This window comes from Psychrobacillus sp. NPDC096623 (genome assembly GCF_044762655.1).
GTDB lineage: Bacteria > Bacillota > Bacilli > Bacillales_A > Planococcaceae > Psychrobacillus.
The window spans coordinates 952,509-964,542 of record NZ_JBIWER010000001.1; the positions used below are offsets into that span (position 1 = coordinate 952,509).

Here is a 12,034-nt window from a genome sequence, read left to right on the forward strand (position 1 = left end):
TTTAAGTTTTTACAAATTTCACACAATCCTGACATTTTGTTTTGCTATAATCTATGCGAAATACAAAATTGTACAAGGAGTGAATAAAATGACGAAAAAGGGTATTTGGAATCATGCTTATAATAAAGTTATCATTTCCTTTATATTAGTAGTTTCCATGTTTGTGCCATTTATTATTGCCCCTAGTGTTCAGGCAGCTGAACCAATCAGCGTGTCAGAGGCAATTGCAAATAACTCTGGGACAGCAACTGTTCATGGTTATATTGTTGGTGTAGCTATCTCTGGGACTTCCTACGATCAAGAAGCACCATTTACTGGAGCTACTAATATTGGTTTAGCAGATTCACCAGATGAAACAAATCCGGCCAATATTTTACCTGTACAATTGCCAACTGGTGCAATCCGTACGGCATTAAATCTAAAAGATCATCCAGAAAACTTTAAAGCAGAAATTACTGTGACTGGTTCATTAGAGGCATACTTTTCTGTTCCTGGTTTAAAAAGCACAACTGCTTATACGATAATTGCTGATGGGGAAACTCCTCCTGAAGCTCCTAAAGCAGAGGAATTGGAAAACATCGCAGCTGCTCGTGCAGTAACAGATCCAAACAAATTAATCAAAATAACAGGAACTGTAACAACTGGCTCTGGATTCTGGGGTGGTAAAGCGTTCTATATTCAAGATACTACAGCAGGTATTTATGCATATACATCTACTGCAGATGTTAATCCTGGTGATGTCGTTGAACTAGAGGGCAAAGTTAGTCCCTACAGCGGGGAATTACAAATTCAACCTACCAAAATAACGAAAATTTCGTCTGGCAATGAACTTCCAATTGAGCAAATCATTTCACCAGCTGGAGTAAATGAGGAAACTCAAGGGGAACGTGTAGCATTAAACAATGTAACTATTACGGATTTACAGAAAACAAACGATTTTGGTACATTTGAATTTACTGCAACAAATGAAAACGGAGAGTCCGTTATAGTTCGAAACGACAATCGAAATGGTCTAGATTATAATACATTCACTCAGCGCTATAAAGTAGGCGACTTAGTACATGTATCTGGTATCTCATCAATCTTCAACACGACTTATCATTTAAAAACACTCGGTTTAGAGAGCTTTGACATAGTAAATAAGCCTGCAGTCTATACGGATATTTACCCTGGGACAGTATCGGAAGGAACTAAAATATCCTTAATCTCTCCTATTGAAAATGCAGCAATCTATTACACATTAGATGGTTCAACACCTTCAGTAGATAGCACATTATATACTTCACCAATTACACTAACAGCTGATACAACGATTAAAGCAATCGCAGTTAGCGATACTACATCAGACGTATTCACTTTTACGTATAATGTGTTAAAAACGACTAATCTAGCAATACGAGATATCCAAGGACAAGCCCACTTTTCTGACTATGAAGGAGCAACAGTTCAAGAGATTACTGGAGTCGTAACTCATTTATACAATTCAGCAAACTTTGTTATCCAAGATATTAATCCGGACGATGACAATACTACATCTGAAGCAATAATTGTCAACAAAGCTTCCAATGGTTTAGCTATAGGTGACTTAGTTACAGTAGCTGGAACAGTAGAAGAATGGTATTACGAAGGCTATTCTGATATGAAAGCTAATGATCTTCCTATTACTAGAATTCGTGCAACCGCCGCTACTAAATCTGGAACAGCTGAATTACCTGAACCTTTAGTAATTGGAGAAGATATTTTTCCTCCAACTGAAATCATTGATAATGATGGTTTAACAACATTCGATCCATTAGAAGATGGAATTGACTTTTGGGAATCTATTGAATTAATGCGTATAGCTGTACCGAACGCAAAAGTAATTGGACCACAGGAATATGGAGAAATACCTGTAGTTGCAGGTAACTCAATGAACACTGAGTTCAATGTTCTAGGTGGAATTAATATATCTGCGAATGACTATAACCCTGAAAAGATATTAGTATTAACAGGTAACGAATCCTATGATGCTAAATCAGGCGATTATTATACAGGTGATATCGTTGGAGTTTTAGGCTTTGGCTTTGGTAACTTCAAGCTATGGACAAAGGAGTCTACTCTTCCTCCAATCACTCGTATTGAAAAGCCGACTGTAGTTACAGATATTGAACCTACTGAAGATAAATTAACAGTAGCAGCTTATAATGTGGAAAATTTCTCAACAAATACAACAAACACGCCAGATGAGAAAGTAGAAAAAATCGCAAAATCTTTCGTGGAAAATATGAAATCTCCAGATATTATTACACTAGTAGAAGTACAAGATAATGATGGTCCTACTGCATCTGGAAGTACAGATGCTTCCGCTAGCTATGAACGGTTAATCGCAGCAATTGTGAAAGCCGGTGGACCAACATATGCTTGGACAGACATAGCACCAGAGTATGACCAGGACGGCGGACAGCCAGGCGGTAACATTCGTGTTGGTTACCTTTATAACCCTGAACGTGTAACACTTTCAGAAGGAACAAAAGGAAGCTCAACTGAAAAAGTTGCTTGGGACGAGGATGGAAATCTTACGTTGAATCCGGGTAGAATTCTTGACCTGCCACAAGAAAACACTCGTAAACCATTAGCTGCACAATTTGAGTTCCAAGGAGAAAAAGTAGTCGTAATCGGTGCTCATTTAAATTCTAAAGGCGGAGACCAACCTTTATTCGGTAAAAATCAGCCTCCATTGCTTGGCTCTGAGGCTGAAAGAATTGAACTAGCTACGATGATTAACAACTTCATTCAAAAAGGACTAGAAAAAGATCCTGATTTAAATGTAGTCGTTGCTGGGGATATGAATGATTTCGAATTCACTCCAACACTTGCTGCACTTAAAGGTGGAATTTTAACAAATATGGTAGAAAAAGTACAGGCCGGCGAACGTTTCTCTTATTATTATCAAGGGAACAACCAAGTACTAGACCATATTCTTGTAACAAATAATTTAGCTAGTAAAACTGCTGTGGATATGATTCACATTAACGCTAACTATATGGATATTCACGGTCGTGCATCAGACCATGACCCAATTCTGATTCAATTAGATTTAAGTGAACCAGATACAAAAACACTAGCAGCTGATAAAACAGCAGTTGAGCTAGAAAAAGATCAAAAGTCTAATATTAAGCTTATCGAAACAACAACGAAACAAGATGGCACTGCTACAACAAAAGATGTTACTTCTGAAGCAACTTATAGTGGCTTTGATAGTGAAATTATTACTGTAGATAAAGGTATAATCACTGCCAAGGCAACTGGTACTACAACTATTATCGCTGCATATGGTGATAACTCTGTATCTATCACTGTTAATATCCATTCTGCAAAAGATGGAGAGACTATTATTACAGAAGATGAAGTGGATACTTCTAGCGAGGTAATCACAGTAGACGGCTCCGTAATGCACAATGCAGGAGACGTTAAAATCCATTTTACTAAAGCAGCTACAAGTAAAATCGATGCGGCTGACAAAGATGTGATGATCGAGCTTCTCAATGGAACATTCCTGATCCCAGCTAAAAACTTTGATGTACTTGCAGCTAGCGGACAGTTCACTTTGCACTTGGATTATCATATCCCTCCAGGGTTACTGAAAGAAAAGAACAAGCATAAAATTAAAGACGATTTGAAACTAAAAGACATAGCTTTCCTTGATGGCAATAACAAAGCAATTACTGAAGGCTTCTCCGAGTACTTTGTCATCACTACAGAAGGTAAAAAAGTAACGCAAGAAGCCGCTTTTTACGATCAAAAATCGAAGAAGTGGAAATTCAAGAAGATTAAGTGAACGACAAAAAACGAGAGTCGTGACTAGCGTCATACTCTCGTTTTCTCTTTATCTACTTATTAATACGCATAAACTCTACCACTTTTTGATCGATGAAACCCCTTTCTTGCACACGTTCATCAAAATTTTCAATTAGATGATAAGACTTAATAGCATCAAGGAGGTCATCCATTTCCGTGAGATCTCGATCTAAAAAACCATTTTCATAGAGCATAGTCTGAATCTCCTCAGCCAGATCACCTTCTATAACCACAATATCCTCTGGAGTAGTTCCTGTAAAATAGAGCTGATGGAGTTTTAGAAGCCTAGCTAATTCTTTTACCGGGTCCGCATGGTCATCCACTCGAAGATCGATGTAACGATCCGTATAACCGCCATAACTACCATTTTCTTTAACTACTAATATTGCTGCTGATTGTTTGCCCCGATTGTCTCCACCTGCACTATCACCAGCTTGTAAGGCCGCTAAAAGCCGTTCTGCCAAGGACCCTTCGTTTTGTAAAAAGACCTCCTTCATAGCATTGACTGTATCTTCACTGACCAATAAATTCCCCTGAACCGCAAAGTTCATTTCAGCAAACCCACCTGCCCATTCGAAGCAATCTTCTCCAGTAAATATAGCACTACGCCCACTTGCATCTACAATGCCAACTTGTCGAGCACTAGATTTGTCATCACTTGCAACTAATTCTTTTAGAACCTCTTCCGGCGACAGACCCCTTTGTAGCATTTCCAATCCATCAATACCATAATCTAAATTTGCCCAGGACTGAGTCGCGATTGCGCCAACTCCGGCTTTGGCGAACGGAACAACTGCTCCAACACTTAAAAACTTGGATGCAACAGCTACACCTAACTCTTTTGTTTGCGGATCGAAACCAACGATAGAAAATGTCATCTGCATCCCCCTTTACTCTTCTATTTTTATTTTAACTTTTTATTCAGACAATTAAAAGAAGATCCCATCATTTTTATGAATGAGATCTTGAAATTTACTGCAATTTATTATTTACATATTTTCCATAGTGCGGCATTGCGATCGAGTTAAAGTCAGTGACTAACAAATGTAGATTACTTGTTAGTAAATCACCTGTCATAGGTAAGCCATGTCCTGTTATAGCTACTTTTGGTTTTAAACTGGCAAGTTTACTGATAGATTCCCTTGCTGTTTCCCAATCAGGAGTAAGATATCTTGGAGGACCACTTATTTCCTGTTCCTGCGTGAACACCTTATATAAGTATTCTTGTTTTACTGTAACAAATGCATCTCCGACTATTAATACTCCGTCTTCTTCTCTATACAATGAGATATGCCCAGGTGTGTGACCTGGAGTATGAATCCATTGAAAACCAGACATAAAAGGAACTGTTCCATCGGAAGGAAGTACTTTTACATGGTCACCTAGATTTATAGCATCAATCGGGAATATGAAGGACATTTTTGCCACAGTTCCTCCTTCAACAGTAGGATCTGGCTTTGGATAACTTTCTTTACCTGTTAAAAATGGTAATTCCAACTCGTGAGCGTAGACTGGAATTCTCCACTTTTTTACTAATTCAATTATTGCCCCTACATGATCAAAGTGTCCATGAGTTAAGATAATGGCTTTGGGCTGCTTATTCACACCATATCGGTCCTCTACGACAGAAATAATTTCTTCAGCAGAGTAAGGCATACCGGCATCTACCAGGACAAAATCATCCGAATTAGGATTGCCCACTAAACAAATATTGACGATTTGAATCGTGTGGCAATAAATATCAGGCAGAATCTCAGTTCCGATGCCACTTCCTACTGAAGTTGCTGGTATATATTTATAATCATCGCCGTAAGAAATTGAATGGTCCAAGCTGATTCACTCCTTCTTCAAACTGCGATTAGCATTTCACCCGAATAATATTTTTATACAACTAATATAAATTTGTTAGAACTTATTAAGTTACATTTTTTTGAATCAATTTGAAAATAATTAGTTTTCCTTCTTCAACTAAACGCTGCTTTAGTTCAATGAGAAAAAAGGCTTTACCTCTTCTTGAAGTAAAGCACCCGTTAGTTTAAGTGCAATGTTTCACAATATTACTTCTCTTTTTGACTAACCAGCCCCTACTACTTAATTAATAAATTGCGTTAATCTTTAATTGCGTAATTTCTTTATAAAAGTTTAACGATCCTCAGTTACAAAACTACAGTTTGGAACAAAAGGTTCCTTTTGAAGCTTTATAGCAAGTTTATTTAAAATTGGCGTAAACTCAGCACGTTCACTTTCATCAATGACATACTCTAAACCGCATTGATATATATATGGTTTTATTTCATTCATCCAGACTATGGAGCCAAGTAGCTTAAAAGTTTCTCCAAATAAGTATGTCTCAAATTCAAAAATGATGTGAGGGTTTACTGCTAATTTTAAATCAGTTAAAAACCGGAGCCCTTCAATTCCAATATCCTCAATTAATATTATTGTTTTTCCCACATCCACCGTACGACCATTAATTCGTGTAAAAGTCATTGAACCCCTGAGTGGGAAATGGAGAGCGACACATAATATTAAATTATTCATTCATGTTAATGATTTTCATTCCAGCTAATAAAGTTTTTGCATCCTCGTTTAAATAATGTTTTATATCTTTTCTTACTAATAGTTCAGGATTATTTTTAATCGAAAGTTTTAATCCTCCGACATCAAAATTGGATGCATGAGCATTTATTGAATATAAAACATTCATTTCTTTACGATTCAATGAGTTGATTACTGACTCTGTATTATTTGTTAGCATTTCAAATAATGACCTTGCATTCCTTCTAAGAAGGTGCCTATTCTCACTAATTAGTTCTAAATTGTTCTCGATTAATCTTCTGGCAGAAATTAGATCCAATTTCTCCATGCTTTCATTTATTTTTTTCATCAATTCATTTATTTCCATTAGGAATCCCCTTTAATAAACTATATACAAGATATTTATCGGTAAAGACAAATAATTATTAATGTATTCTTCCGCAATGCAGTAGTATTAAGTTATATTTCGGCACATCCTTCTCAAAAAATAATTACAGAATATAATTTATATACTATATTTACCCATTAAATATATTATTTTTGTTAATTCTACTCTATTAATATGCCAAATTACCTGTTATAATAAACCGTCTGTAAGATTAAAGTATTAGTGAAAATAGAGGAAAAAGGAAGTTGAAAATGAGAAAGTCAGTAAAATGGAAAATAATTGTTACGGTGATGGTGCTAATTATCATCAGTATGTCAGTGTTAAGTTTAATTAGTACATTAATGGTGAGTGAAAAAACAGAAGAGAGTTTAATTGCTCAAAGTCAAGTAGTAGTCAATGGCATGTCTTCCACAATTGAAACCTACCTCGGTTCTTATGAAAAAGCATTGCTACAAATGTCTACATCGTCAGAGATTGTTAACTTCGATAAAGAGTATGTTAAAGTGGATGAAATAGCGAAAGGTCAACTTCAACAGAGCTTAACAGAGAAATTTAAAGAGTTTAAGTCGGTATATGATGCGACTTCAGCTATCTACTTTGCTTTACCAAGCAAACAATTAGAAATATATCCAGCAGCAGATCTGCCTGCAGATTTTGATCCTACTACAAGGGATTGGTATCAAAATGGATTAACTAGTAAAGAAGAGTTTGTTTGGTCTAAACCGTATTTGGATGAAATAACTAAGACTTATACGATTACTGGTGCTAAAGCAGTTGTGATAAACGGGGCAGTTGTGGGAGTTATGGGTATTGATATTTTACTGTCGAATTTGACAGATACCATATCTCAAAGTGAACTCGGATTTGAGGGATACCCTGTTATTGTGGAACAGGATGGGACAGCCATTACACATCCAACGTTAGCGGGTGAAAACCTATCTGACATTGCATACATCAAGAAAATGATAGCAAGTGACAAAGAAGAAGGCGTTATTCGTGGTAACTCGGATGGGAAGCCAATGGTTTCTGTTTTCACTACTCTGCCGGGGTTAGATTGGAAACTTGGAGCCGTATATGAGCAAGATAATATAAATGAAATAGCAGGTAGTATACGTAACGTAATCATCATCATTGCTTTAGCTGTTATGGTTTTCATGTTCATCTCGCTCTTCTTTACAACAAGACGTATATTAAAACCTATTGAACATTTGAAGAAACTAATGGACCAGGTAGCTGAAGGTGATCTAACTGTTCAAGCAAATGTAGGCTCCATAGATGAAATTGGTCAATTAGCAAACAACTTTAACAAAATGACCGAAAGCATGCACAATATCATTGGGGTAGTCAAAGATTCCGCCAATCATGTGCAATCAAACTCGGAAAGTTTAAGTGCCGTTGCAGAAGAAACTACTGCATCAGCCGAACAAGTTTCTGTAGCTATTGGAGAAATTGCCGAAGGAGCTGCGAAATCAGCTGAAGATGCTGAAGAAGTTACGAGTAACTCTGTTCATTTAAGTGATCAAATTAATCTAATAAGTGAGAAGTCACATGAAATGACAATTATTGCAACACAAGCTAGTAAAATTAATATTAATGGACAAAATCATATGAGTGAGTTGAAAACATCCTTCCATACATGGGAAACCAATCTAACTTCTATGAGTGGTGTAGTAAGTACCCTTGAACATAAAGTAAAGGCTATTGGTGGAGTAATGGAAACAATCATGGAAATCTCTGCACAAACAAACTTACTTGCATTAAATGCTAGTATTGAAGCAGCTAGAGCTGGGGAGCATGGAAAAGGTTTTGCGGTGGTTGCTGAAGAAGTTAGAAAACTTGCGGAGCAATCAGCGAAAGCTACAATTGATGTAAAAAAAACCATTATTGAATTACAAAATGAATCCGCTCTAGTAAGTGAGCAAATGAATGAAACGAGAGAAACCTTCCAAAAACAAGGAACAGTCGTGGTAGCTACAGAAATGACCTTTGGGGAGATTTCGGATCTTATGTCAACAATGCAATCTTCTATCGATGAGATATCAAAAGAAGTTGAACAAGTTTCAAATTATAAAGATCAGGTAGTAGAGACGATACAGATGATGGCTGCTACTTCTCAACAAACAGCAGCTGCTTGTGAAGAGGTGAGTGCTTCTTCGGATGAACAACTTCATGCCATTCAATCGGTTGCAACTGCATCCGAAACATTAACTGGATTAAGTGATAAGCTAACAGATGCCGTAAATCGATTTAAAGTATAAAATAGAAGGAATTATTGATTTGGAATAAAGATTAGTTAAAACACAGCTACAACTACTGATTCTATTAGAAAATTATTGCGCCTATTTGAACAAATATGTTCAAATAGGCGCTATTTTTCAGACCAGAATCGAGCTTTTTAATAATAAAGATTGATTATTTCAGAAACCGAATATTCAACTAAAGTACTCGTTAGTTCAAGAAGCAATCAAAAATAAAGTTAATACTATTAATTATTTTTATTCAATTGATAGTAAGCATCAATAAGCTCTTCTACTGGAACATTATCTATTTTCATACCTGTCAAATCACTATTTTGTATTTCTACATTTCTAAGATTACTGTTACTAAATTTACTTCCTTCAAGGTCACATCTTTCAAATGAGATTGGCATATTTTCATCTCCAAGGTTTGTATCAATGAAATTAACCCCACCTAAAGTGACAAATATCATCTCACTGTTAGAAAGATTTAAATCGGCATATAGTGAATTTCTAAGATTTAAATTTTGGAACTTTGAGTGGCTGAGATTACAATTGCTAATATGACTATTCATTACATTACTGTTACTGAATGAACTTCCTTCTAAATTTACACCATAAAACTCCGTTTTTGCCATATCGCAATTCTCGTATTGGATACTTGAAATGTTTTTATTTTCAACTAAGTTTTCTATTTCTGATGAAGTTTCTATTTTCTTTAGATAACCATATTCCTCTTCAGTTTCAAAGGTTGTTCTATAACCCATTTTTTCATAAAAGTAATGATTGTTAATTTGTCTACCTGATGTTTCAAGGTCCCAAGTTCTTACATTAGGAAACTCATTCTCTATTAAATTTATTACCCTTGAACCAATTCCTTTACCTTGGTAGTTAGGGTCAATGAAAATACGGTCTATTCTCCCGTAACTAATACCAGAAATAGTTATTATTATTCCACCTACAATTTCTTTATCCTGTAAGACTTTAAAATACTCCAATTCTCTAATCATATACTTAGTCATCTCAATAGAAGAATATCCTGGTGGCTGAATATTGTAATCAATTACATTTTCTTGAGTTGGAAGCCACTTTTTCAATTCTTCATCAAAAGTCCTTTTCTTAATTTCTGTTAGTTTTTCAGCATCCGTAATGGTTGCTTTTTCAATGGTTATAAGTGACATTTAAGTATTCCTCCTTCATATTTATCCTTATATCACCATATTGCAATGGTATTTTCTTCTTCAACTAAACTGCGCCGTTAGTTTAAGTGTAACATTTCACAATGGATGTCTAAGATCTACTTGAAGTTTTGGATAAAAAAATAGGCCATCTAAATCACGGTCTTGTTAAACTAAAGCACCCGTTAGTTAAATTACCAAATCCGTTCATTCATTTAAAGCGTTCCACTTTGATTGTTATACCGACCAACTTCCCGAAGAGCATCTGCTTCAGCTGAACTCTGGTGTAAAGTGTTTTCCTGTTTATTTAAGCTATATTTCCTTCGAGTCAAAACATCCACTAGATAACTACCTAAAATTAAAGCCGCTACGGAGCCCCAAATAATCCACATCACCCAATGCATACATTTTCCCCCTTTTTCAGTCATTGCTTCCATCGTTCCTCAATACATTATTATACGTTTTATAGCTATAAATAGTTTCAATTATCAGTATTTTAAAATTAACATATATAAATTGGTTTCTATCTAAAATTCTTTTGTAACTCTAACTCTATATAACTTTAAACTAAGCCTTTCTATTAGAAACCGAGTTCACGTCCTCATTATTACGAGTTCCGAATCTTCAACTAAACTGCCTCGTTAGTTCAATAAGAAAAAAAGCTTTACTCCTTCTTGAAGTAAAGCATCCGTTAGTACAAGAAAGAAAATTGAGTCTATTTTTAATAGTATCAACTACTTTCTCTTTGCCTTATTTGCCATAAATCATAAATAATAATCAATACACCAATAATAAATAAAATAATGCTTAATGTATAAGGTACCCATCCAATTATTTCGTTTAGAATTGTTGCAAGTTTACCAGGTGGACTCCAACCTGATAAATTAGGAATGTATAGAGCAATAGCCAGATGCATTAAACCGAATAAAATAATACCTGAAATAAATAAAACATAACCAAACAACTTTAAACTCTTATTCACTCAATTCACCTTCTTGTATATTACTTATCCCAATAGTATTCGAGATATAGCCCTAAAATCCTTCTTGCACTAACCTGCTTCGTTAGTTCAATAAGAAAAAGCTACCCTTACAGGCAGCCACTTGTTAAATCAATTTTTTTATTGAGTTGCATACCATTTTGTGTACAAAGGTATCGAATAGAATCAATTAATTTGTGATACTTTTTTTGAGTTCTTACCTATAAATGTATACTTCAACAGTTGAAAATACAGTGTTTTATTAATGCATTTTATATTCTAAAGTAACGTCACTTTGGTTACTAATTTTTACTATAGGTAAATTGACGTCACTTTGCTTATAAAATACATTTTAAATTTCCCTATATATAGGTCACTTTAGTAAATAAAATGGTTGAGATGAATAAAGTCCGTATGAAATAATGTATGTAAATAAAAATGGAAAAGAGGTGTTATTTTGTTTGATGATTTTAAAAATAAAAAGTATTGGATTCTTATGCCACCTTTTCTAATTCTTTTATTCGCTTTAATATTCTATTTACCTGAGAATTACGGACCTGCTCCTTTTATCTTTATCTCCGTAATAATTGCTTTTTGGACTACTTATTACCTTTGGAATTATATTGATAAAAATAAAAAAGACAGATAAAAATGAGCTTGGAAACGGTAGATCCAGTCTACTTCTCTAAAAGTAGTTTTAAGTGGTACTGGTCAAATTGTTGAAGCCGGAAATTCCTTGAATAAATCATAACGACTCACCACACTAAATATGTGAGCTTTAAAATAAAGTTTGATCATAAGTACCTTCAAAAACCCATATTTTACAATAAATAATAAGAACCCATTTTGACAAAAGATTGATCAAAATGGGTTCTAA

Annotated in this window: 10 protein-coding genes; 3 read left to right on the forward strand and 7 right to left on the reverse strand. The window is 35.0% G+C overall.

Annotated features, from left to right (window positions below; translation table 11 throughout):
* Positions 1-88: 88 nt before the first annotated feature.
* Positions 89-3,817 carry a DUF6359 domain-containing protein gene (locus tag ACIQX2_RS04495; RefSeq protein ID WP_402847413.1) on the forward strand — a complete coding sequence of 1,243 codons (3,729 nt, stop codon included), beginning with the start codon at positions 89-91 and terminating at the stop codon, positions 3,815-3,817.
* 52 nt (positions 3,818-3,869) lie between these two features.
* Here the strand turns inward: ACIQX2_RS04495 and ACIQX2_RS04500 are convergent, their stop codons facing one another.
* From ACIQX2_RS04500 to ACIQX2_RS04515, 4 genes are all read right to left on the reverse strand, one after another.
* Positions 3,870-4,715: a DUF1028 domain-containing protein gene (locus ACIQX2_RS04500; RefSeq protein WP_402847415.1), complete on the reverse strand. Its 846-nt coding sequence runs from the start codon at positions 4,713-4,715 to the stop codon at positions 3,870-3,872.
* Positions 4,716-4,809: 94 nt separating this feature from the next.
* Complete coding sequence (locus ACIQX2_RS04505; protein ID WP_402847416.1) at positions 4,810-5,667, reverse strand: MBL fold metallo-hydrolase; 858 nt, start codon at positions 5,665-5,667, stop codon at positions 4,810-4,812.
* 312 nt (positions 5,668-5,979) lie between these two features.
* Complete coding sequence (locus ACIQX2_RS04510) at positions 5,980-6,327, reverse strand: hypothetical protein (protein WP_402847417.1); 348 nt, start codon at positions 6,325-6,327, stop codon at positions 5,980-5,982.
* Between the two features lie 43 nt (positions 6,328-6,370).
* Positions 6,371-6,742: a hypothetical protein gene (locus tag ACIQX2_RS04515; protein WP_402847418.1), complete on the reverse strand. Its 372-nt coding sequence runs from the start codon at positions 6,740-6,742 to the stop codon at positions 6,371-6,373.
* 272 nt (positions 6,743-7,014) lie between these two features.
* On the opposite strand from ACIQX2_RS04515, the gene ACIQX2_RS04520 reads away from it, so the two are divergent.
* Entirely contained in the window at positions 7,015-9,021 is a 2,007-nt protein-coding gene (locus ACIQX2_RS04520) for a methyl-accepting chemotaxis protein (RefSeq protein ID WP_402847419.1), read from the forward strand.
* 227 nt (positions 9,022-9,248) lie between these two features.
* On the opposite strand, the gene ACIQX2_RS04525 is transcribed toward ACIQX2_RS04520, so the two are convergent.
* The 3 genes from ACIQX2_RS04525 to ACIQX2_RS04535 all read right to left on the reverse strand — a co-directional run bounded on the left by ACIQX2_RS04525 (position 9,249) and on the right by ACIQX2_RS04535 (position 11,160).
* Positions 9,249-10,181 (reverse strand): GNAT family N-acetyltransferase, encoded by a 933-nt coding sequence (locus ACIQX2_RS04525; RefSeq protein WP_402847420.1) that lies wholly within the window; start codon positions 10,179-10,181, stop codon positions 9,249-9,251.
* Between the two features lie 212 nt (positions 10,182-10,393).
* Complete coding sequence (locus ACIQX2_RS04530) at positions 10,394-10,582, reverse strand: hypothetical protein (protein WP_402847422.1); 189 nt, start codon at positions 10,580-10,582, stop codon at positions 10,394-10,396.
* Positions 10,583-10,908: 326 nt separating this feature from the next.
* Positions 10,909-11,160, reverse strand: coding sequence for a hypothetical protein (locus tag ACIQX2_RS04535; RefSeq protein WP_402847424.1), 252 nt, complete (start codon positions 11,158-11,160; stop codon positions 10,909-10,911).
* 454 nt (positions 11,161-11,614) lie between these two features.
* Here ACIQX2_RS04535 and ACIQX2_RS04540 point away from each other — a divergent pair, with 454 nt between their 5' ends.
* Positions 11,615-11,806 (forward strand): hypothetical protein, encoded by a 192-nt coding sequence (locus ACIQX2_RS04540; RefSeq protein ID WP_402847426.1) that lies wholly within the window; start codon positions 11,615-11,617, stop codon positions 11,804-11,806.
* Positions 11,807-12,034 lie beyond the last annotated feature (228 nt).

Bases quoted from the DNA above. Each gene is read 5' to 3' on its own strand.
- ACIQX2_RS04495 (WP_402847413.1), top strand. From the start codon at position 89: ATGACGAAAAAGGGTATTTGGAATCATGCTTATAATAAAGTTATCATT.
- ACIQX2_RS04500 (WP_402847415.1), bottom strand. From the start codon at position 4,715: ATGACATTTTCTATCGTTGGTTTCGATCCGCAAACAAAAGAGTTAGGT.
- ACIQX2_RS04510 (WP_402847417.1), bottom strand. From the start codon at position 6,327: ATGACTTTTACACGAATTAATGGTCGTACGGTGGATGTGGGAAAAACA.
- ACIQX2_RS04515 (WP_402847418.1), bottom strand. From the start codon at position 6,742: ATGGAAATAAATGAATTGATGAAAAAAATAAATGAAAGCATGGAGAAA.
- ACIQX2_RS04520 (WP_402847419.1), top strand. From the start codon at position 7,015: ATGAGAAAGTCAGTAAAATGGAAAATAATTGTTACGGTGATGGTGCTA.
- ACIQX2_RS04525 (WP_402847420.1), bottom strand. From the start codon at position 10,181: ATGTCACTTATAACCATTGAAAAAGCAACCATTACGGATGCTGAAAAA.
- ACIQX2_RS04530 (WP_402847422.1), bottom strand. From the start codon at position 10,582: ATGCATTGGGTGATGTGGATTATTTGGGGCTCCGTAGCGGCTTTAATT.